The organism is Streptomyces sp. NPDC002754, assembly GCF_053592315.1.
On record NZ_JBSFVM010000006.1, the window covers coordinates 112,463 to 134,850 of the forward strand.

Sequence of the window (22,388 nt, forward strand, 5' to 3'; positions counted from 1 at the left end):
CTCGGTCGGGGCACATATCTAGGTCACCAGCGCCCGGGGCGGACCGACGGGTAATGATGGGGCCTCAGTTCAGCTGCGCGCTCCTGGTCGAGTGGGCTCCTGACTTAAAAGAATGTTCGAACCTGCCGCTGGGCCATCCAAGCCCCCACGAAGCGGGCACGTTCGAGGCCTGGGGGCCTTGCCGAGCCGACACGCTCCGCTGTACCACGGATTGCTCAGTACCCGCTGCGGTCGGCCATGCCGTGGGGGTGATCAGCCGAGAGAGCGCCTGGTAGGCGCAGAGCATCGCCCAGATCTCTTGCTCGATGTTTTCTGGGTGCCGCGAGCGCAGCACCGGTGAGCTATCCGAAGGCACATTCAGGGTGCGCAGCATCACGTCAGAGGTCCAACGGTACGCGCACAGCCGGACCAGCTCGGCGGCCGGAGCAGCCGTCGGGTCCAGCAGAGTGGTGACCACTCGAGGGGGTACGTGGTCGCCGCGCCCAGAACGGCCCGCGGACTCGACCACCCGAACAACGACACGGGATTCGCCGAACTCGGACAGGTAACTGCCGTCCGCAAGGGTGTACCGGCGTGGCAGTTCCTCGGTCGACCTCACCTCCCATACAAGGGCGGCGCCTGCGGCGGCAGCGACGGCGAACCAGTCCCGGTCACCGAGCTTCCGGTCTGCGGAGTCCTCGGAAGACAGACGGTCGCCGCCCAGCAACAGCACCCCCGAGCCCAGTTCAGCAACCAACGACGTTCGTTCCGTACCGGTGCCTGCGTCCAGCCCGGCGCCGGTCTCCAACTGCGCGGCAGCCAGGCGCTTGTCACCGCACCGGGCCAATACCGCCAACCGCACCCGAGTACCCGCGCTGCCGGACGGATTGCCATAGCGCGCCCGGTTCTCGGGGTTATTGGCCACGGCCAGTTCCATCCGGTCGAATGCCAGCACGCGCCGCCCGCGCCACTCCCCCGGGCTTCTCCGATCCGGCTCCGCGTCAGCGACCGACCGGTAGAACAACTGCCGTAGCGGCTCGGAGCCAAGTTTCTGCCGGGCCCTGGTGATGGCGGCGTCCCCCGCCACGGTCCACCGTCCAGGCTCCCCACGCGCCCATTGCATCCCGAGTAGAACCCGATCAAGCACCTGGACGTAGCCGACGCCGACATAGAGCCACATGGCGAGCGTGAAGTAGACCATCAAGTGAGCTGGCAGCGACCTGCGACGACGCTCACAGCGATCAGTGTCCTCCAGCACCTCGGTAACGGTCTCGACCGGAAACTCCAGCATCAACACCCCGACGCCAACCTCGACGTACCCACCCATGCCACGTCTCCCCCCGTGCCAAAAGAATGCAACCAACCGTAACGGCTCGAAACAGCACCTCTCTTTAAGCCGCACGTTTCGAGCCACCCCTTATGTGACTCATACATCTAATAGGGTCATGCACGCCACCTCTACCCACCAGTTCGACCTCGTCCCGGCATCCCGACGCCAGCACGGAACCAGTCCAGATCAGGGCAGCCGGGCACGTCACCGGCCCTTATCGCAAAGTCAGGAGGACGGAACTCCAAGACATGGACGCGGCATGACACCCATGCTTGGCTGAGAAAGATCGTGGAGCGCACCGTCGGCTCGGCCTCACCGCACAGAGGAACGCGCTTCATGCAACGGAAACGGAGGATGCAATGCGGGGAAGCACTGCCATACCCACGGACAAACGCTTGATCATCGCTCTGCTCATCGACAGCGAGGCCCTGTCAAGCGGCCTGGAACTCCTTCTGGCAGAAGCGCACGACGTCAGCACCATCGCACCACCGGCTAGTGAATCGCTCGAGTTCCTGGCCCAGGCGAACGAAATCGATCTGTTGATCATCTCCGCCGACCAGTGGCAGGAGTTGGCCCCGTCCATCGGCACCGACGATGAGCGCCCCAAGATTTTGGTCATCGGTGACGACTTGCACACTCGCGACACCAAACTGATGGGCACCCTTCCGGTTGACGGCTTTCTCGGCATAGCCGACCTCTCCCAAGACCGCATGCAGGACACCATTGAGCGCGTCATCGCGGGACAGATGCCCATGCCGCCACAACTGGCCCGCCACCTGCTGGTCAGCCCGCGACTGTTGGTTGCCGATTCCGAGGGGCGGATGGTCGTCCTCACCCCGCGCGAGCGCGAAACTCTTTCTTACCTGGTTCAAGGGATGAGCAACAAGCAGGTGGCACGCGCACTAGGCATCTCGGTGCACGGCGCCAAGCGGCTAGTCGCCACTATTCTGTTGAAACTCGGTGCGTCGAACCGGACGGCCGCTGTCGTCACAGCGATGAAGTCTGGGCTCGTCTGATCCGGACCCACCTCTTCTCGATCTTCCGTGACGGCCCGCCAGTTCAACTGTCAGGCCGTCACGGCTTGGTGGGTGAGTGCGGGCAGCCTGAGGCCCCAACTGTCGCGTCGCGTCACATCACACCGTGCCCTACGCCTGGCGCATTAGTGGGTGTGCGATAAGCCCTGTTCGGGGTAGGCAACTTGAGAGTTCCTGTACTTGGGGGACGCGGGGGGGGCCGATGCGCGAGTGCACGGTACGGGCGTCGTGGCTGCTTTCCCCGCCAACGCGGAGATGTTAGAGGTCGTTCTCTTTCCGAATCGCATGTGTGGTCTCTGCTGGTCAGGTATGAGGTGTTGGCCGCCGCGGAAGTCTCGGGTCGTTGCCGACCGAGATGCCATGGGGGTGGAGGATGCCGTCGATCCGGGCGGTCCTGGAAGCGCGGCGGAAGGCCGCGGCGGTGCATCTGGAAGAACTGGGCGCCGAGTTGGAGAGAGTTCAGCAGGCGGTGGCCGATGCGGAAGAAGTCCTGCGGCAGCGAGTGATCGGGCTGGAGCAGTTCCTGGAAGCGCTGGCCGAGGCGGACGCTCCCGCCGCGGCAAGCGACGGCAAGCCATCGGGGAAGCCGGTGCGGCCGGCCGGGCCGCGTATGCCGGTGCCTCACCGCAGGGACGTGACCGGCGTCGAGGTGCTGGCCATGGACTACCAGACGGTCATGGCCGCTGCCCTGGATGCCGGGAGCGACGGCCTCGGCGCCCGGCAGACCGCGGTGGTGCTGGGCTGGGACAGTGCCGTGGCCTCGCGTGTCGAAGGAGCACGAGCCCGACTGAAACGGCTGGTGGAACGAGGCTGGCTCATCGAGGAGAAGCCGGGCCGGTTCACCCTGCCCGCAGCACAAGAGGCTGGTGCCGGGCGGCGAGGCGCCGGCTCATGAGGGTGACCATCGACCACCGGATGACGGCCTCGCCGGTGTCGGGGCGTCGTTCGTAGTCGCGGGCCAGGCGCCGGCTCTGCAGCAGCCAGGCGAGGGTCCGCTCGACGACCCAGCGCCGCGGCATGACCTGAAAGCCGCGGGCGTCGTCGCTGCGGCGGACGATGTCCACGACGACATCGAGGTGTTGGACGGCCCAGTCGGTGAGGTGGCCGGTGTAGCCGCCGTCGGCCAGACGCGGGCCAGTCGCCGAAACCGCTCCTTCACCTCCGGCAGCAGGGTGCGGGCGGCCTCCCGGTCGTTCGTGGACGCGGGTGTGACCAGCACGGCCAGCAGAAGTCCGAGCGTGTCGGTCAGCACGTGTCGTTTGCGGCCGTTGACCTTCTTCCCGGCGTCGAAGCCCCGTGAGGTGTGGCCGACGGTCGCGTCCGCCTTCACCGACTGCGAGTCCACGATCGCCGCACTCGGCTCCTGGGTCCGGCCCTCCGCCTCGCGGACCGCATCGCGCAGCCGGTCGTGCAGCTCGGCCACCAGCCCCGTATCCCGCCAGCGGGCGAAGAAGGCGTAGACCCGCGCCCACGGCATCAAGTGGCGGGCATCGCCCGCCACTTGATGCCGTTGTCGACGAGGTAGCGCACCGCGTCGATCATCTGCCGGTGGCAGTAGCCCTCCGGCCGACCGCCCCGGCCCGCCAGCCATCCCGGAACCGGCAGCAGATCCCGCACTGCCCGCCACTCGGCATCGCTCATGTCCGAGCCGTACCGGGGCCGACGCTCCGGCCGGTCGGCTGCATTCCCGAACCGATGGGCGAGGCAGTCACACCCAGGAGTGGACGAGCTGGACTCGGCAACCGCGATCACGCAACACTTCGACACGAGGGCCTCTTGATTCTCGCTGGACTCGACATCCGCGAGCTACCAAGAGGCCCTTCCTTCATGCCTCAACACTGATCAACTCACCCGATCCAGAACGCCGTTCGAAGCAGGCCGAGCACGTGGGCGGATAGCGAACAGCCAGTTATAGCCGCAAGCCATCGTCCCCTCTGCGGGCTCAAGGATCGCCACGCACCCCAAATGACGCGTCATCGAGAACGCATCGAGACGGCCTCTTCGCCCATTGGGGCCGAGAGTTGGCCAGGCTCCGCCCCGAGACTCCATCCGGCACATACAGTGACCGGCCAGGACACCACCTGACCTCCGACAACGAGCCTCTCCCAAGCGCGCCCGCTGGGGAGGATCTGGGGAGAATTGAGCCGCCCGGGGAGCGCCTGGGGAGAATCGGCTGCGTAAAACTGCACGACTCTGAAAGGCCCAGAGAGACACTCGACCGCAGGTCAGGCCACATGGACGGCACAAAATGCCTGGTCAGTGGGTTGCGGTAGACGACTTCAAGAAGATCTCGTCGTGGGCCGCGATCCTCTTCGCCCCGACGCTGGTCGGCACCATCTACGGCATGAACTTCGACCACATGCCGGAGTTGCACTGGATGGGCGGTTACCCCTTCGCCATCCTCCTGATGGCAGTCGTCTGCACCAGCCTGTACGTCATCTTCAAGCGACGGGACTGGTTGTGACCAGGTGCCGGGCGCCGGGAGCGGGTCACGGGTACGACACCACCGTCGACGGGACCGTGTCCGAGCCCGATGTCGGGTTTCCGGTGTCGTTGATGACGCGCTCGTACTGGCCCTTGCCGCCCAGTGACACCACGAGCAGGTCGTGGAACTTCACGCCCGGCGTGTTCGGTGCGGCGAAGCCGTGGTGCTGCACGATCGTCGGGTCGACGTTGTAGAAGCAGTACGAGCCGAGTCCCCAACCCTCGTGGTCCGTCACCGAGTTGTCGACCTTGTAGGCGGCGAAGCCCTTGGTGTCGCCGTTCTGGATCGCCGCCTGGTTCGGGGCGTCGTAGGCCTTCTCGTTCTGGAAGAAGATGGTGCGGCCCCGCTGTCCGAACCACTGCACGTCGTACTTGTTGAAGTGCTCGACGAACAGGCCCGTCATCAGCACGTCGTCGCCGTTGACCACGACGCCGTAGTCGGCCCGGTTGGTGTCCCAGCCCACCCCGTCGCCATGGTCGGCCCGCCACACCCAGGTGTGGTCGACGATGGTGTGCCGGGCGTTGATCACCATGCTGGTGGTGGCCTTGCCCGCGCCCGCGCCGCCGATCCGTACGAACACGTCCTGCACGGTGATCGGGTCGGCGGCGTGGTCGGCCGACGCGCCCTTCGGGCCGACCTCGATCAGGGTGGTGGAGTTCTCGGAGCCGGCGTCGACGAGGAACCCGGCGAGGCGCACCCCGTCCACGTCGGCGACCTTCACGGCCGTCGCCCCGCCGTCCGGGATGAGCGTGGCGTACCCGAGGCCGAGCACGACCGTGCCCGCCCGGTCCACCTGGAGCGGCGCGTCGAGGTGGTAGACGCCGGGCGTGAGAAGGAGGTTGAGGCCCTGGGCCAGGGCGGCGTTGAGGGTGGCGGCGTCGGCGTCGGGCTGGGCGACGTAGAACTTGTCGAGGGCCAGGGAGGTGCCGCGCGGGGTGCCGCTGCCCCAGCTCGTGCCGCGTGCGTTCGTCCGCTTCTCCGGAAGGAACACCTTGTAGTCGGCGCCGTCCAGGTACAGGAACGGCTTCTCGCGGGAGACCGGAGTGGCCTCGAGCGTCGTGTACGGCGGGTCGGGGAAGCCCTGCGCGGGAGCGCCCTCGACGCCTGAGAACACCATGTTCCACACGCCGTTCTGCCAGCCGCCCACGGCCGAGTCGCGGGTGTACCACTGCTGCTGCGAGTACGGTCCCACGGTGCCGTCGATGCGGCTGTCCGCGATGTAGCCGCCGCTCGCCCAGCCGTAGCCGTCGGGCGAGAGGTTGAGGCCGCCGCGTACGTGCATCCGGCGGAACGGGGCGGCCTGGGCGACCGCCCACCGGTTCGTCCCGTTCACCGGCACGAGCGCCAGGTTCTCCGCACTGCGCCAGAAGTTCTGCGTCGCGTTGCCGTCGAACCAACCGGCGTCGACCGTCACGTCACCGTTGATGGTGGTGTCGTCCGGGGACAGGCCGAGGCCCGCTATCGAGGTGTAGAAGCCGAGTTGGGCGTTGAGGCCGCTGTACGTGCCGGGCTTGAAGAGCAGTTGGTAGCGCCCTTCGGCGAACTGCGCGGACTCCTGCTGCTTGAAGATCTCGTCCAGCTTGGCCTGGATGCCGGGCGTGGCCGGGTCGAACACGATGACGTTGGGCCCGAGGTCGCCACCGGCGGCGAGGGTCTTGCCGGACTTCGTCGGCGTGCCGGACTTCTCGGCCGGGGCGGCGGACGCCGCCATCGCGCCGAGGGCGGGCAGTGCCACGCCGACGGCCGCGGCCGCACCGAGAACTTTGCGGCGTGACATGGGCAGGGGGAAGCGAGTCACAGCGGCTCTCCTGGTTCATGAAGTGAACGGTGGGGGGTGTGGGAGCGCTCCACTGGCGACGCATGCTTCAGGTAGGTGAATTCGACGTCAAGGGTTGCGGCAGAAGTTCCCGGGGAAATCGGCAACAAGAGTTCAACAAACGGCACAGATAGGGCAGTTGGGGCTTCAGAAGGTGACGGGGAAGCGGCAGGGAAGTGGCAGGGAACGGCGAAGGCCGTGGCGCCACACAGGTCTGTGTGGCGCCACGGCCTTCTGCCATGCGGTGCTTCAGCGCGTCAGTGGCTCAGCTCCACGTCCTGGTCGTTCCGGCCCGTGCCGTTGAGGGTCACCGGAAGGGCCTGCGGGGCGTAGCCGGCGGCGACGACGGTGTACTGGCCGGCGTCGAGGTCCTCGAAGGCGTAGGCGCCGTCGATGCCCGTGACGGCCGTGCCGACCGTGTTGCCCGCCGCGTCGAGGAGCGTGACGCGGGCGTCGTTCAGCGGGGTGGCGGACGCGTCGCGGACCGTGCCGCGGACGCGGGCGCCCGGAACGAGGCGGACCTCGCAGCGGCCCGGGGTGCCGGTGGCGACCTCGACCGGTAGGGCCGCGGGCCGGTGGCCCTCCGCGCTCACGGCGAGGGTGTAGCCGCCGGGGGCGAGGTCGCCGAAGGCGAAGCTGCCCGTGGCGTCGGCGGCCCCGGAGGCGACGACCTCACCGCGTACGTCGGTGGCGATCACCAGCGCGCCCGGTACGGGAAACTCGCCCGCCGCCGTGACGACGGTGCCGGTCAGGCCCGCCGCCCCGGCCAGCATCAGGTCGAAGTCGAGGAAGCCCTCGCCGACCGTCAGCGTCGTGGCCTGCGGCTGCCGGGAGCCCGCGGAACCGATCAGCACGTACGTGCCACCGGCCGGAGCCGCGAGCAGGTACGCGCCGTCGGGGCCCGTCGTCGTACGGCCGAGCTGACTGCCCCTCAGGTCGATGAGGGTGACGACCGCGCCCGCCAGCGGCGAGGCGTCGCGTTCGCGTACGTGGCCCTTGATGCCCGCGGAGGCGTCCGTCGTCATCACGGGTGCGGTCTGCGTCGGCAGCTCGACGGACGACGCCGGCGCCTCCTCGGAAGAGGTCTCCCCCTTCTCCGCCGCCTCGCGCGCCTGCAGACCCGACATCTTGCGCAGCGGAACCTCCTTGGTCCACAGGACCATCAGGAACGCGAGGACGATCACGCACGCCGCGATCAGGAACACCACGTGCATGGCGTCCGCGAAGCCCTGCTTGAACGGTTCCGCGAGCCGCGGGTCGAGGTGCTGGATGAACGACGAGTCGGACAGGACGTCGCCGCCGCTCCCGCCGGAGCCCTTGACCATGTCGAGGACCGGCTTGTTGGCGGGGTCGGAGACGACCGAAGGGTCGTGCAGCGCGGCCTGGAAGTCGTGCGTCTTCGCCGCCGACCTGAAGGCTTCCGAGATCTTGTCGCCGACGTTCGAGAAGAGGACGGAGAGGAAGATCGCCGTGCCGGCGGTGGCGCCCATCTGCCGGAAGAACGTGGACGAGGCGGTCGCCACGCCCATGTCCTGCGGCGGCACCGCGTTCTGCACCGCGAGCACCAGCGTCTGCATGCAGCAGCCCAGGCCGAGCCCGAAGAGGCCCATGTAGAGCATGGTCTCCCACAGCGGGGTGTCCCACTGGACCTCGAAGTGGAAGAGCAGCAGCGCGGCCACCATGAAGAGCGTGCCGAGCGTCGGGAAGATCTTGTAGCGGCCGGTCTTCCCGGTGATCTGCCCGGAGACGATGGACGCGATCATCATGCCGGCCATCAGCGGCAGCATCTCGAGACCGGACTTGGTGGGGCTCGCGCCCTTCACGATCTGAAGGTACTGCGGGATCATCAGCATGCCGCCGAACATGCCCGCGCCGATCAGCACGGACAGGAAGCTGGTCTTGCTGAAGATGGCGTTGCGGAACAGCCGCATCGGGATGAGCGCGTCGTCGCCGACCCGGCGCTCCACGAGGATCCACGAGACGATGCCGACGCCGCCGAGGACGTAGCAGACGATCGAGCCCGTCGAGCCCCAGCCCCACTCGCGGCCCTGTTCGGCGACGAGCAGCAGCGGGACGACGCCGAGCGCGATGGTGAACGCGCCCCACCAGTCGATCCGCCGGTTGCGGCGGACGTGCGGGATGTTGAGCACCTTCGCGACGACGAACAGCGCGACGACGGCGATCGGCACGTTCACCAGGAACACCCAGCGCCAGCCGGTGACGCCGAGGATGCTGTCCTGACCGGCGAGGGCGCCGCCGATGAGCGGTCCCGCGACGCTGGACGTGGCGAACGTGGCGAGCATGTAGCCCTGATAGCGGGCCCGTTCGCGCGGCGGCACGATGTCGCCGATGATCGCGAGCGCGAGCGACATCAGGCCACCGGCGCCGATGCCCTGCACCGCGCGGAACGCGGCGAGTTCCGGCATCGACGTCGAGAAGGTGCACAGCGCCGAACCGACGATGAAGATCGTGATCGCCGCGAGGAAGTACGGCTTGCGGCCGTGCAGGTCGGACAGCTTGCCGTAGAGCGGCGTGGCGATCGTCGATGTGATCAGGTACGCCGTCGTCGCCCAGGCCTGCTGGCTGAGACCGTCGAGGTCGTCCGCGATGGTGCGGATCGAGGTGGAGACGATGGTCTGGTCGAGGGCGGCCAGGAACATCCCCAGCATCAGGCCACTGAGGATGGTCAGGATCTGCCGGTGGCTCAGGCCGCCGGACGTGGGGGTTTCTGCGGGGGTTTGTATGGGGGTGGACATGGCTTGGGTAGCGGTGCCTCCGCGGGACGCGGACACGGCCTCAGTCATTCTTGTGTTGCTCCCTGCTCGCCGCTGGGCCCGGATATCCCGGACTCGGGACGCGCGTATTCAAACTCTTCCAGATCGTCATTCAGGCGGGAGAGCAGCCGGATCAGCTGGTGCCGGTCCTCCGCGGGCCAGGGCTCCAGAAGCCTCTGGAACCCCGCGTCGCGCTGGCGCCGGTACTCCTCGAACGCGGCCTCGCCGGCGGCGGTGGCGCTCAGCAGCGCACCCCGTCGGTCCTCCGGGTCCGGGCGCCGTTCGACGAGTCCCTTGTCGACCATGGCCCGCACCTGGCGGCTGACCGTCGACAGGTCGAGGAAGGTCGCCGCCGCCAGGTCGGTGGCGCGGCGTTCGCCGTCGCGCACCAGCTTGGCCAGCAGGACCCGCTCGCCGGCCCGGCTCTCGAGCCGGGCCTTCTGCCGGTATGCGGTCAACAGCCTTGAGAAGCGCACCAGTTGAGTGCCGAGTCCCGCCGCGGCGTCCTCGGCACTCGCGCTTCCCGTCACCGGGTCGTCGTCCGCTGCCGCACGGTCATGGACCGTCCCCTTACCCATGACCGCCTCCCGATTTCGCTTCAGTTGCTTGTATCGAGCAAGTGAGTGTAACCCTCTTTTCTGAGTGCACCGCCCAGTGGGTACACAGGTATTTGCGCAGGTCAAATGGGGGTCAAGCCCGGGTCAAGGGCCTCGCGGCGGTTCGCGCGGACGACGCTACAGATCCGCGCCGAGCTCACTCCTGACCACATAACTGCACTGCGTGTACGAATATCCGGGCTGGACCCGGCCGCCCGCCGCGCGCCCGGCCGCCGTCGCGTCGCGGCCGCCCGGCTTGTGCAGGAAGTGGTACGTGCCCGCGGGCAGCCGCAGCGTCGCCTTCGGGTAGCTCTTGCCGCTCGCCTTGCACGCCTTGCCGCGGCCGGCCGCCTCCGTCGGATACGTCTCGCAGGATCCGCAGGCGGCGACGGTGATCCGGCCGGTGACCGGGCCTGTGTAGAGGACCTCGACCGGGTCCGGCCCGTCGTTGCTGATCACCATCTCCATGCGGGAGCCGTCCGGCGTGCCCTTCGGCGGCAGCCGGTCGCCCGCGGCGGGGCGCAGCCGCGCGATATCGGCGGCGATGGCGACCTGCTGGGCACGGGCCCGCCGCTTGTCGCTCTTGTACGTGCCCGCGAAGTCCGTCAGGGACGTGTGCGCCGCGCCGAACTTCTTGTCCTTGAACTGGTCGATGCCGCAGGCGTACGTCCCGTCCTCCACGGCCGTCGCGACGCCGCCGCGCAGATGCGCGGGTACGGGCGCGGGCAGCCGCTTCGCGGTGTCGCCGATGTGGCGCAGCGCCCGGGTGGCGGCGCACGGGTCCGCGCCCTTCAGCTCGCCCGCGCGCCGCTCGACGGCGGCGCGCACGGCGGGTTCCACCTGGCCCGCCTGCGTCGACTCGGGGAACGTACGCAGGAGTTGACCCAGTTCACCGCCCCTGGCATCGGTCTCGGCGGCGCCGAGCTTTCCCGTGCCGCACTTCAGGAGCGAGGAGGCGAGCGGCTTGTCGGGCCAGTTCGCGAGGGAGCCGAGGACGGCGCGGTCCACGGTGCGCGGCACCGACCGCAGGTGTTCGAGGGGTGCGACGGCCGCGCAGTGCTCGCCGTCGGCGTACGGCGTGGACACCGCCTTGTAGTAGGCGTCGAGGCTGTCGTGCAACCGGTGCGCCGCCCTGGAGTCCGGGTGGTCGTCGGCGAGGTCGCGGTACCGGCCGAGCGCGGTGCGGTAGTCGGCGCGTACCTCGGCGAAGTCGCGGGCCGAGGCCTTCTGGACGAGGGCGTCGGCGCTGTCGAGCCGGTCGAGCAGCAGCTCCTCGACGGCGTCGTCGCGCAGACCGCCGTACGCGACGGCGCCCCCGGCGGGCACGGCGAGCAGCGCGACTCCGAGGACGACCGCCACAACTGGCTTGCCCTGTAGGGACGTTGCGGGCGCCCGTAGACCGCGGCGCGCGCCGTCGGCCACCGCGGCGAGCAGCAGCGCCACGTACCCGATCAGCGCCCATCCGGGCACTCCGTCCGGTTCGGCGGGCAGCGCGAGGGTGAGCAGGGCGGCCGTGGCGGCGACACACAGCAGCGCGAGGAGGCGGCGCCGCACGAGGACGTATCCCAGGCCGAGCCCGCTGAGGTTGAGCAGCCCCGCGGCGACGGCGCGCGCCGGGTCGGCGGGCCCGACGGGCGGCCTGACCGGTGACCCGGCGGGTGGCTCGGGTGGCCCGGGCGGCATCGGCGGCTCCGGCGGCATCGGCGGAACCGATGGCATCTGCGGAGGCGGTCCGAACCCGCCGCTCCCCCGTCGCCCCGCGTCGCCGGACGACGCGTCCCCCTGCCACCTCATCGCGGTCCCCCAACCGTCAGGTGTCACACCCCGAAGCAAACGATCGGGGGCGGGACCCCGCCTGTCAATCGGTCGCAAGTGGCCAACCCGGCGACATCCCGCCCCCAACTCCCTTTACGTTCCGAACACTTGACGCCCCCACCCCACCCCCTTTAACTCAAGCCTTGAATTTAGAAACGCCAGGGGACACCACGCAACACCAGGGGACAGCTCGACGCACCACCAGCACCCGCAACGGGACCACCGGGAGGGAACTTTGCGTCACACCGACTCCACCACCAGACCGGGCCGCGGAAGCCGCAGGAGACGCGCGGCCTTGCTCGCCGTCGCCGCGCTCGCCGCAGGCCTGCTGCCGCTGACCGGCACCACCGCCGCCTCCGCCGCCGACGACGACCCCGCCCCCACCCCCGTCGACCGCTTCGAGGGCGAGGTGCCCTTCGCGACGCAGCCCGCCGAAGCCATCTTCACCTGGGGCGGCGACACGGACGACAACCCGAAGCTCGAACTCAAGGAGCGCGCGGACGCCCCCGAGGGCGCCAAGGTCCTCGAAGGCACCTACGACATCAGCGGCTACGGCGGCTTCAGCCACGACTACGCCGCCGACAAGCCCGCCCACGACTGGTCGGCGCACAAGGGCATCCGCCTGTGGTGGTACGGCGACGGCTCGGGCCGCAAGCTGACGTACGAGATCAAGGACGGCGGCGCGCACGGCGAGGCCTCCGAGCTGTGGACGACGTCGTTCACCGACGACTTCACCGGCTGGAAGCAGGTCGAGCTGCCGTTCACGCGGTTCGAGTACCGCACGGACTACCAGCCGGTCGGCGGCATCGACCACGTCCTCGGGCTCGACAAGATGTGGGGCTACGCGGTCACGCTGCCCACCGGGGCGAAGAGCCAATTCGCCATGGACGGCGTCGAGTTGTACGGCAAGGCCGACCAGTCGCTGCGCGCGCAGGTGGCGACGGACGCGGCCGTGTACCCGGTGAAGGAGGGCGGTTCGGCGGCGGTGAAGCTGTCCGTCACGACCACCGGGAACGTGCCGGTCGAGGCCCCCGTCACCATCGAGTACGCCACCGAGGGCGGCACCGCCGACCCCGGCAAGGACTACACCCCGGCCACGGGCAAGGTCACCTTCCCGGCGGGCACCGCGTCCGGCGCGGCCAAGACGGTCACGGTCGCCACCGCCAAGGACTCCGCCAGGTCGGAGACCGCCGAGACGATCCCGCTGAAGCTGACCGTCACCGGCGCCAAACCGCCCGCCGAGTCCCCGCAGGTCGTCATCGACGCGCACGGGCTGCCGTACCTCGACACCAAGGCCCCGATCAAGAAGCGGGTCGCCGACCTCGTCTCCCGGATGTCCCTGGAGGAGAAGGTCGGGCAGATGACGCAGGCCGAGCGCGCCGCCCTCAAGTCCCCGGGCGACATCGCGAGCCACAACCTTGGCTCACTGCTCTCCGGCGGCGGCTCCGTGCCGACGCCGAACACGCCCGACGGCTGGGCCAGGATGATCGACGGCTACCAACTGCGGGCGCAGGCAACGCGGCTCCAGATCCCGCTGATCTACGGCGTGGACGCGGTGCACGGCCACAACAACGTCGTCGGCGCCACGATCATGCCGCACAACATCGGCATCGGCGCGAGCCGCGATCCCCGACTCGCCGAGAAAACCGGGGCGGTTACCGCCTCCGAGGTGCGCGCGACCGGCGTCCCGTGGGACTTCGCGCCCTGCCTGTGCGTGAGCCGCGACGAACGCTGGGGCCGCTCCTACGAGTCCTTCGGCGAGGACCCGGCACTCGTCGAGTCCATGGAGACGATGGTCAAGGGCTTCCAGGGCCGCGCGAACGGCAGTGACCTGGACCGCAACGACAAGGTCCTCGCCACCGCCAAGCACTTCGTCGGCGACGGCGGCACCGCGTACGGCTCCTCGACCACCGGCTCGTACACCATCGACCAGGGCGTCACCAAGGTGACGAAGCAGGAGCTGGAGGCCGTGCACCTGGCGCCCTTCAGGGATGCCGTGAAGCGCGGCGTGGGCACGGTCATGCCCTCGTACTCCTCGCTCGACATCATCGGCGACGACCAGGGCCCCGTGAAGATGCACGCCGACGCGGCAATGATCAATGGGGAGTTGAAGAACAAGCTCGGCTTCGACGGCTTCGTGATCAGCGACTACGCGGGCATCGACCAGATCCCCGGCGACTACGCCTCCGACGTCCGTACGTCGATCAACGCGGGCCTCGACATGATCATGGTGCCGAACGCCTACGCCGACTTCGAGAAGACCCTGCTCGCCGAGGTCACCTCGGGCAGGGTCACCGAGGCACGCGTGGACGACGCGGTCTCCCGCATCCTCACGCAGAAGTTCAAGCTCGGCCTCTTCGAGAAGCCGTACGCCGACACGAGCGACAGCAACGAGATCGGCGGCGCCGCACACCGCGCCGTGGCACGCGAGGCGGCGGCCACATCGCAGGTCCTCCTGAAGAACCACGGGAACGTGCTGCCGCTGAAGCGGTCCCAGAAGGTGTACGTCGCCGGGTCCAACGCCGACGACATCGGCAACCAGACCGGCGGCTGGACCGTCTCCTGGCAGGGCTCCTCCGGGAACATCACGAAGGGCACGACGATCCTCCAGGCGATGCAGAAGGCCGCCCCCGGTGCGAAGGTCGACTACTCGAAGGGCGCCTCGGCGCCCACCTCCGGGTACGACGTCGGCGTGGTCGTCGTCGGCGAGACCCCGTACGCGGAGGGTGTCGGCGACGTCGGAAACGGCCACGATCTGGAGCTCTCCGCCGCCGACAAGGCCGCCGTGGACAAGGTCTGCGGAGCCATGAAGTGCGTCGTGCTCACGGTCTCCGGACGGCCGCAGCTCATCGGCGACCGGCTTGGCGACATCGACGGGCTCGTCGCGTCCTGGCTGCCGGGCACGGAGGGCGACGGCGTCGCCGACGTCCTCTACGGGAAGCGACCCTTCACCGGCCAACTCCCGGTCACCTGGCCGAAGTCGGAGGCCCAGCTCCCCATCAACGTCGGGGACGCCTCGTACGATCCGCAGTTCCCGTACGGCTACGGGCTCACGACCGGGGCGGCCGGCAAGGACGGCGGTGGCGAGCGGGCGCTGGTGGGAAAGCAGCGGCTCAAGGTCCAGCAGAAGGCGGGCGGCAAGGTGACGGGGGCGTGGGCCAAGCCGTTCGCCGAGGCCGAGCACCTCGCCCTCACCGGCGACTACAAGGGGGCGCTGAAGAAACTGGCCGCCGCATACAAGGCGGCCTGACCGACCGGGAGGGAATCAACTGGGCACGCGGGGCTTCGAGTTGGGCCCCGCGCGACACGCCGCACGTTCTCCGACGCGGACCCCGGACCCGGACGTGTGCCTACCATCACGACATGACCGCCCATATCAGCATCGTCCGTGACACGTCGCTGCGCGCCGCCGAGGCGTGGCGGCGGCTGACCGACTGGGAGCGGCACGGGGATTCCGTGCCGCTCACCCGTGTCACGGTGACGACCCCGCCGCCTGACGCGGCGGGCACGGTGTTCGTGGCGCGCACCGGCATCGGCCGGTGCGGCTTCGACGACCCGATGGAGGTCGTCGCCTGGCAGCCGCCGCGCCGCTGCCGGATGGAGAAGCGCGGCCGCGTCGTCACCGGCTGGGCCGAGTTCGAGGTGCGGGCGCTCGGCGACGGCGGCTCGCGCGTCGAGTGGCGCGAGGAGCTGCGGGTACGCGGAGTGCCCCGCGCCGCGGACCGGGTGGTCGCGGCGGCGGGGCGATGGGTCTTCGGGCGGGCGGTGGACGGGTTGCTCGACGACACCACCACGGCTCCCGCCGTCGACAAAACGTCAACTCCTGCTGAGTAGCGGCGGGTTGGCGTACTGAACCAGCTCCAGCGCCTGCTGCGGGAACCAGTCGCCCGCCTTCGGGTCGACCGTGCCCCGCTCCGGGTCCTCGGGGCCCGCGGTGCCGCGCAGGCACAGGCCGTCCGACTCCCCGGGTGTCTTGATCCACAGGCGGGCGTCCTGAATGGGGTCTCCCCTGCTCGAGGTTGTTCGAGAGCTTGGGGAAGGGTCGCCGGTGCGCAGGGTCGGGCGGGCGCCGAGTCCGCGGTTCGGCGGGTTGCACCAGTCCTGGGCGTCGGTGTACTTGCCGGCCGGCGGGGTCCACGGGCCTCGGCCGTTGCGGCTGGAGTCCGTCACGAAGTGCGGCATCCGGGAGGCCGGTACGCGCACGTGGGCGTCGATCCAGGTCTGCGCTTCGGCGCGCGGGGTCCACTGGTTCGGGCAGTCGGCAACGTTCCCGGAGGACTTCTCGACGTAGGCGATGCAGGACGAGATCAGCTTGCCGTACCAGGAGTTGGCGTCGTCGGTGAAGTAGTTCGAGGCGTTGGTGTAGAAGCCGGCCGCGTGCTCGACGCCGCCCTTGATGAGGCGCGGCACGATGGAGTTGACGCTGTGCCAGCCGGGGTGGCCCGTGTCGAGGTAGACGCGGGTGCCGCGCAGTGGCTCCAACTTACGGACGGCGTAGTTGACTTCGGCGTAGCGGGCGGCGGTCTTCGTGCCTTCGGCATCGTCCTGGCCGCAGTCGGCGGGGAGCAGGGCCAGCGAGTCGGGTTCGAGGACGACCATGGCGTCGCGGGAGCCGATGCCGCGGGCGACGGCGTCGATCCAGGCCTGGTACTCGGCGGTGGTGGCGGCGCCGCCCGCGGAGTAGTTGGAGCAGTCGCGGCCCGGCACGTTGTAGAGCGCGAACGCCGGGAGGGCGTCGCGGCGGTCGGCGTCCCTGACCACCTCGCGGGTGAGTTTCTCGACCTCGGCCGGGCTCTGGTCGCCGAACCAGACGGCCTGCGGGGTGGCGATCATCGCGGTGACCCGGGCGGCGTCGCGGTACCGACCGGACTTGAAGAGCCCGGCGATCTGGCGGGTGGCGTCGGGGTTGGGATCGGGGGTGTAGAGGCGTGGGCCGGCGCCGACCGTGGGTGTGGTCGATGCCGTGGCCTGCGGCGCGGCGAGGAGGAGGGCGAGTGTTGCGGCTGCGGTGGCTGCGGTGCGCCTGAGAGGTCTTCGCACGGTGACTCCTGGGGTCCGGTAGACGTCGCGGGAGCGCTCCCACAGACTCGGTGGCGGTCCCCTCCACGTCAAGTGCGGCGCGCGCACGACTTGTTGACGTCACCCGTCCCTACGCCTCGGGGCTCCGCCCCGGACCCCGCGCCTCAATCGCCGGCGGGGCTTGATTTTGCCGACCCGGACTTGATGGTGCCGCACAACAGGGGCTTGATCTATCAAGCCCCTGCGGCGATTGAGCAGGCCTTTCAAGCCCCTGCGGCGATTGAGCAGGCCCGTCCGGCAGGACTTTCGGGAAGGGGCGGAGTGGGGGAGAAAGACCCCAGTGGCTCACGCCACCGACCCGATCCGGCGCGCCGCACCCGGTTCGTGGTGGATCGGGGTGTGGGCGCCCGTCAGGGAGACCCCCGTACCGCCCCGCCGATCCGCAACGATCTCGGAGGCGATGGACACCGCCACCTCCTCCGGCGTACGCGCCCCCAGATCGAGCCCGATCGGCGACCGCAACCGCGCCAGCTCCACCTCGGTGACCCCCACCTCACGCAACCGTTCATTACGGTCCAGGTGAGTACGCCGCGACCCCATCGCCCCCACATACCCCACCGGCAACCGCAGCGCGAGCTCAAGCAGCGGCACATCGAACTTGGCGTCATGGGTGAGCACACACAGCACCGTACGGCCGTCGACCTCCCCCGCCACCCGCTCCAGGTACTTGTGCGGCCACTCGACCACCACCTCGTCGGCGTCGGGGAACCGCGCCGCCGTCGCGAACACCGGCCGGGCGTCGCACACCGTGACCCGGTACCCCAGGAACCTGCCCATCCGCACCAACGCCGCCGCGAAGTCGATCGCGCCGAACACGATCATCCGTGGCGCCGGCACCGACGACTCGACGAGGACCGTGAGCGGAGACCCGCACCGCGACCCCTGCTCGCCGATCTCGACCGTGCCGGTGCGCCCCGCGTCGAGATACGCCCCCGCCTCCCCCGCCACCGTGCGGTCGAGCTCCGGGTGACCCCCGAACCCGCCCTCGTACGAGCCGTCGGGACGGACGACCAGCGCCCGCCCGACCAACTCCCCCGGACCCGCCACGACGCGCGCGAGCGCCGCCGCCTCCCCCGTGGCGGCGGCGCCCAGCGCGCCCGCGAGCACACCACGTACGGCCGTATCGGACGCCCGTACAGGTGTGACGAGGATGTCGATGACGCCGCCGCAGGTGAGCCCCACGGCGAAGGCGTCGTCGTCGCTGTAGCCGAACCGTTCGAGGACCGGTTCCCCGTCCTCCAACGCCTGGCCGCACAGCTCGTACACCGCACCCTCCACGCAGCCGCCGGAGACCGAGCCGATCGCGGTGCCCTCGCTGTCGACGGCGAGCGCCGCGCCCGGCTGCCGGGGCGCGCTGCCGCCGACGGCCACCACGGTGGCCACGGCGAAGTCGCGCCCCTGCTCGACCCACCGGTTCAGCTCATCGGCGATGTCCAGCATGTCTCGGTCTCCTCAACGGTTCGCGGAACGGTACGGCCGGCAGGGCTACTTGACGCCCATCCAGCTCTCGATCGGATGCAGGCCGAAGTACACGAAGAAGACGAGCGTCAGCACCCACATGAAGACGCCGATCTCGCGGAACTTGCCCTGCGCCGCCTTGATGGCGGTGTAGGCGATGACGCCCGCACCGACACCCGCGGTGATGGAGTACGTGAACGGCATCAGCGCCACGGTCAGGAACACCGGCACGGCCACGGCCCGGTCGGACCAGTCCACGTGCCGCGCGTTCTGCATCATCATCGCGCCGATGACGACGAGCGCGGCGGCGGCGACCTGCCCCGGCACGATCTGCGCGAGCGGCGTGAAGAAGAGCCCCAGGGCGAACAGGAAGCCGGTCACCACGGACGACAAGCCCGTGCGCGCGCCCTCTCCGACGCCCGTGGCGGACTCGACGAAGACGGTCTGCCCGGAGGCCCCCGCCACACCGCCGATCGCGCCGCCCGCGCCGTCGATGAACAGCGCCTTGGACAGGCCCGGCATGCGGCCCTTGTCGTCGGCGAGCCCGGCCTCGGTGCCGACGCCGATGATGGTGGCCATCGCGTCGAAGAAGCCGGCGAGCACGAGCGTGAACACGATCATGCCGACGGTGAGGCCGCCGATGGAGTCCCAGCCGCCGAACTCGACGTGTCCGAAGAGCGAGAAGTCGGGCATGGAGACGGCGCTGCCGGTCAGCTCGGGCGGGCTGCCGCCCCAGACCTTCGGGCTGAGGTCGAAGACCGCGTTGACGATGACGGCGAGGACCGTGCCGGCGACGATGCCGATGAGGATCGCGCCGGGGACGTTGCGGGCCTGGAGCATGAAGATGAGCAGCAGGGTGATCGCGAAGAGCAGTACGGGCCAGCCCTTGAGCTGACCGCCGGTGCCCAGCGTGACCGGGTTGCCCTTGCCGACGAACCCGGCGTTGACCAGGCCGATCAGGGCGATGAACATGCCGATGCCGATGGTGATGCCGTGCTTCAGGGCGAGCGGGATCGCGTTCATGATGATCTCGCGCAGGCCGGTGACGACAAGGAGAACGATCACCACGCCGTACATCACGCACATGCCCATGGCCTGCGGCCACGTCATGTTGGGCGCGACCTGGGTGGCGAGCACGCCGGAGACCGAGAGGCCCGCGGCGAGCGCGAGCGGCACCTTGCCGAGGAAGCCCATCAGCAGGGTGCACACGGCGGCGGCGAGCGCGGTCGCCGTGATCAGTCCCGCGTGGCTGAGCTTGTCGCCCGCGGCGTCGGGGCCGCCGAGCAGCAGCGGGTTGAGCAGGAGGATGTAACACATCGCCATGAAGGTGGTGATGCCGCCGCGCACTTCGCGCGAGAACGTCGATCCTCTGTCGGATATGTGGAAGTAGCGGTCGAGCCAAGACCTGCCGGCGGGCTGACGCGAGCCCGCGCCCGCGTCGTCGGCGGCGGTCTTCGGCTCCACGGACTGCTGGGTCATGGTGCCTCGTTTCCCAAGGTTCATAGGGGCTCCCGCAACTGCCTTGCGGCACACGGGTTTTGGGATGGCTGCACGACCCGGGGGACGGCCCGAGACGTAGAGGTACTGCGGGGTGACGGCGCTCGCCGTCACCCCGCGGGGGTCGGACTAGGCGGAACCCGTTCCCGTCAGATGTTCGGGACGAACCGGCGTCCGGTCGAGCTCAAGACCCGTCGCGTTCCGGATCGCCGCGAGGACGGCCGGGGTCGACGACAGGGTCGGGGCCTCGCCGATGCCGCGCAGCCCGTACGGGGCGTGGTCGTCGGCGAGTTCGAGCACGTCGACCGGGATGGTCGGCGTGTCGAGGATGGTGGGGATCAGGTAGTCCGTGAAGGACGGGTTCCTGACCTTGGCGGTCTTGGGGTCGACGATGATCTCCTCCATCACCGCGACGCCGAGGCCCTGTGTGGTGCCGCCCTGGATCTGGCCGATGACGGACAGCGGGTTGAGCGCCTTGCCGACGTCCTGGGCGCAGGCCAGCTCGACGACCTTGACGAGGCCGAGTTCGGTGTCGACCTCGACGACGGCGCGGTGCGCGGCGAAGGAGTACTGGACGTGCCCGGTGCCCTGACCGGTCGTCAGGTCGAAGGCCTCGGTGGGCCGGTGGCGCCACTCCTCCTCCACCTCGACGGCCTCGCCTTCGAGGACCTCGGCGAGGTCGGCCAGGACCTCGCCGCCGTCGGTGACGACCTTGCCGCCCTCCAGGAGGAGTTCGGCGGTGGCCCACGCCGGGTGGTAGCTGCCCTTCTTGCGGCGGCCGAGCTCCAGGACCTTCTCGCGGACGAGCTCGCAGGCGTTCTTGACCGCGCCGCCGGTGACGTATGTCTGGCGGGACGCGGAGGTCGAACCGGCCGAGCCGACCTGGGTGTTGGCCGGGTGGATGGTGACCTGGGTGACGCCCAGTTCGGTGCGGGCGATCTGCGCGTGCACGGTGACGCCGCCCTGGCCGACCTCGGCCATCGCGGTGTGCACGGTGGCGACCGGCTCGCCGCCGACAACCTCCATGCGTACACGGGCCGTTGAGTAGTCGTCGAAGCCCTCGGAGAAGCCGACGTTCTTGATGCCGACGGCGTAGCCGACCCCGCGTACGACGCCTTCACCGTGCGAGGTGTTGGACAGGCCGCCGGGCAGCGCGCGCACGTCGGCGCCCTCGCTGGACTCCCACTGGCGCTCGGGCGGCAGCGGCATCGCCTTGACGCGGCGCAGGATCTCGGCGACGGGGGCGGGCGAGTCGACGGGCTGGCCCGTCGGCATGATGGTGCCCTGTTCCATGGCGTTGAGCTGCCGGAACTCGACCCGGTCCATGCCCAGCTTGTCGGCGAGCTTGTCCATCTGCGCCTCGTACGCGAAGCACGCCTGGACCGCGCCGAAGCCGCGCATGGCGCCGCAGGGCGGGTTGTTGGAGTAGAGCGCGATGGCCTCGATGTCGACGTCGTCGAGCACGTACGGGCCGACGGCGAGGGACGAGGCGTTGCCGACGACGGCCGGGGACGCGGAGGCGTAGGCGCCGCCGTCGAGCACGATGCGGCACTTCATGTGCGTCAACTTGCCGTCGCGCGTGGCCCCGTGCTCGTAGTACAGCTTCGCCGGGTGGCGGTGGACGTGCCCGAAGAAGGACTCGAACCGGTTGAAGACGATCTTGACGGGCTTGCCGGTGCGCAGCGCGAGCAGGCACGCGTGGATCTGCATCGACAGGTCCTCGCGGCCGCCGAACGCGCCGCCGACGCCGGACAGCGTCATCCGCACCTTGTCCTCGGGCAGGCCGAGGACGGGGGCGATCTGGCCGAGGTCCGAGTGCAGCCACTGTGTGGCGACGTAGAGGTCGACGCCGCCGTCCTCGGCCGGCACGGCGAGGCCGGACTCGGGGCCGAGGAAGGCCTGGTCCTGCATGCCGAAGGTGTACTCGCCCGAGACGATGAAGTCGGCCTTCTTGGCGGCCTCTTCGGCGTTTCCGCGGATGATCGGCTGGCGGTGCACGATGTTCGGGTGCGGGACATGGCCGATGTGGTGGTCGTCGCGGTTCTCGTGGACGAGGACCGCGTCGGGCGCGGTCGCGGAGGCCTCGTCGGTGATGACGGGCAGCTCGCGGTACTCCACCTTGATCTTGGCGGCGGCGCGCCGCGCGGTCTCCGGGTGGTCGGCCGCGATGCAGGCGACGGGCTCGCCGTGGTGGCGGACCTTGCCGTGCGCGAGGACCGGGGTGTCCTTGATCTCCAGGCCGTAGTTCTTCATGGCGGTCGGGAGGTCGTCGTAGGTAAGTACCGCGTAGACACCGGGAGTTGCGAGCGCCTCGCCCGTGTCGATGGACACGATCTCGGCGTGCGCCGTGGTGGAGCGCAGAATGTGGCCCCACAACATGTCCTCGTGCCACATGTCGGACGAGTACGCGAACTCGCCGGTGACCTTGAGGGTGCCGTCGGGGCGGAGCGTGGACTCGCCGATGCCGCCCTTGGTCTGCGACCCCTGGGTGACCTTGCCGGGGATTCCTGTCGTACCCATGCTGC

The 22,388-nt window shown here is 69.6% G+C and carries 15 protein-coding genes and 2 pseudogenes; 5 read left to right on the plus strand and 12 right to left on the minus strand.

Annotated elements, in window-relative coordinates; translation table 11 throughout:
- Nucleotides 1-64 precede the first annotated feature (64 nt).
- Complete coding sequence (locus ACWD2L_RS16100; protein WP_351345214.1) at nt 65-1,306, minus strand: transposase domain-containing protein; 1,242 nt, start codon at nt 1,304-1,306, stop codon at nt 65-67.
- Between the two features lie 398 nt (nt 1,307-1,704).
- Between ACWD2L_RS16100 and ACWD2L_RS16105 the strand changes: the two genes are divergently transcribed.
- Together ACWD2L_RS16105 and ACWD2L_RS16110 are read left to right on the plus strand one after the other, a co-directional pair.
- Nucleotides 1,705-2,325 (plus strand): helix-turn-helix transcriptional regulator, encoded by a 621-nt coding sequence (locus tag ACWD2L_RS16105; RefSeq protein WP_351345211.1) that lies wholly within the window; start codon nt 1,705-1,707, stop codon nt 2,323-2,325.
- A 391-nt stretch (nt 2,326-2,716) separates the two neighbouring features.
- A complete protein-coding gene (locus tag ACWD2L_RS16110) occupies nt 2,717-3,238 on the plus strand; it encodes a hypothetical protein (RefSeq protein ID WP_351345208.1) in 522 nt (173 codons plus the stop codon).
- Here the strand turns inward: ACWD2L_RS16110 and ACWD2L_RS16115 are convergent.
- From ACWD2L_RS16115 to ACWD2L_RS16125, 3 genes and pseudogenes are all read right to left on the minus strand, one after another.
- Nucleotides 3,183-3,470: a transposase gene (locus ACWD2L_RS16115; RefSeq protein ID WP_351345229.1), complete on the minus strand. Its 288-nt coding sequence runs from the start codon at nt 3,468-3,470 to the stop codon at nt 3,183-3,185. The two genes, ACWD2L_RS16110 and ACWD2L_RS16115, sit on opposite strands and share 56 nt — an antisense overlap.
- A gap of 71 nt (nt 3,471-3,541) precedes the next feature.
- Nucleotides 3,542-3,820 (minus strand): annotated as a pseudogene (locus ACWD2L_RS16120) (transposase); the annotation flags it as partial.
- Nucleotides 3,820-3,984 carry a transposase gene (locus tag ACWD2L_RS16125; protein WP_351345205.1) on the minus strand — a complete coding sequence of 55 codons (165 nt, stop codon included), beginning with the start codon at nt 3,982-3,984 and terminating at the stop codon, nt 3,820-3,822. The gene ACWD2L_RS16125 and the pseudogene ACWD2L_RS16120, both read right to left, overlap by 1 nt.
- Nucleotides 3,985-4,615: 631 nt before the next feature.
- Between ACWD2L_RS16125 and ACWD2L_RS16130 the strand changes: the two are divergent.
- Nucleotides 4,616-4,807: pseudogene (locus ACWD2L_RS16130) on the plus strand (CorA family divalent cation transporter); the annotation flags it as partial.
- 25 nt (nt 4,808-4,832) lie between these two features.
- On the opposite strand, the gene ACWD2L_RS16135 reads toward ACWD2L_RS16130, so the two are convergent.
- From ACWD2L_RS16135 to ACWD2L_RS16150, 4 genes are all read right to left on the minus strand, one after another.
- Nucleotides 4,833-6,605, minus strand: a complete 1,773-nt coding sequence (locus tag ACWD2L_RS16135; RefSeq protein WP_351345226.1) for a coagulation factor 5/8 type domain-containing protein — start codon at nt 6,603-6,605, stop codon at nt 4,833-4,835.
- Nucleotides 6,606-6,901: 296 nt separating this feature from the next.
- A complete protein-coding gene (locus ACWD2L_RS16140; RefSeq protein ID WP_351343203.1) occupies nt 6,902-9,400 on the minus strand; it encodes an MFS transporter in 2,499 nt (832 codons plus the stop codon).
- Between the two features lie 44 nt (nt 9,401-9,444).
- Nucleotides 9,445-9,996, minus strand: coding sequence for a MarR family winged helix-turn-helix transcriptional regulator (locus ACWD2L_RS16145; RefSeq protein ID WP_351343201.1), 552 nt, complete (start codon nt 9,994-9,996; stop codon nt 9,445-9,447).
- Between the two features lie 156 nt (nt 9,997-10,152).
- Nucleotides 10,153-11,697: a hypothetical protein gene (locus ACWD2L_RS16150; protein ID WP_351343199.1), complete on the minus strand. Its 1,545-nt coding sequence runs from the start codon at nt 11,695-11,697 to the stop codon at nt 10,153-10,155.
- 427 nt (nt 11,698-12,124) lie between these two features.
- Between ACWD2L_RS16150 and ACWD2L_RS16155 the strand changes: the two genes are divergently transcribed.
- Together ACWD2L_RS16155 and ACWD2L_RS16160 are read left to right on the plus strand one after the other, a co-directional pair.
- The gene (locus ACWD2L_RS16155; RefSeq protein ID WP_351343197.1) at nt 12,125-15,079 is read left to right on the plus strand and encodes a glycoside hydrolase family 3 protein; all 2,955 of its coding nucleotides are present in this window, start codon (nt 12,125-12,127) and stop codon (nt 15,077-15,079) included.
- A gap of 113 nt (nt 15,080-15,192) precedes the next feature.
- The gene (locus ACWD2L_RS16160) at nt 15,193-15,663 is read left to right on the plus strand and encodes an SRPBCC family protein (RefSeq protein ID WP_351343195.1); all 471 of its coding nucleotides are present in this window, start codon (nt 15,193-15,195) and stop codon (nt 15,661-15,663) included.
- Here ACWD2L_RS16160 and ACWD2L_RS16165 read toward each other — a convergent pair.
- The 4 genes from ACWD2L_RS16165 to ACWD2L_RS16180 form a co-directional block, all read right to left on the minus strand.
- Nucleotides 15,646-16,869: a glycoside hydrolase family 6 protein gene (locus tag ACWD2L_RS16165; RefSeq protein ID WP_351343193.1), complete on the minus strand. Its 1,224-nt coding sequence runs from the start codon at nt 16,867-16,869 to the stop codon at nt 15,646-15,648. The two genes, ACWD2L_RS16160 and ACWD2L_RS16165, sit on opposite strands and share 18 nt — an antisense overlap.
- 324 nt (nt 16,870-17,193) lie before the next feature.
- Nucleotides 17,194-18,348, minus strand: a complete 1,155-nt coding sequence (locus ACWD2L_RS16170; RefSeq protein WP_351343191.1) for an XdhC/CoxI family protein — start codon at nt 18,346-18,348, stop codon at nt 17,194-17,196.
- 45 nt (nt 18,349-18,393) lie between these two features.
- A complete protein-coding gene (locus ACWD2L_RS16175) occupies nt 18,394-19,845 on the minus strand; it encodes an NCS2 family permease (protein ID WP_351343189.1) in 1,452 nt (483 codons plus the stop codon).
- Nucleotides 19,846-19,992: 147 nt separating this feature from the next.
- Nucleotides 19,993-22,383: a xanthine dehydrogenase family protein molybdopterin-binding subunit gene (locus ACWD2L_RS16180; protein WP_351343187.1), complete on the minus strand. Its 2,391-nt coding sequence runs from the start codon at nt 22,381-22,383 to the stop codon at nt 19,993-19,995.
- Nucleotides 22,384-22,388: the final 5 nt, after the last annotated feature.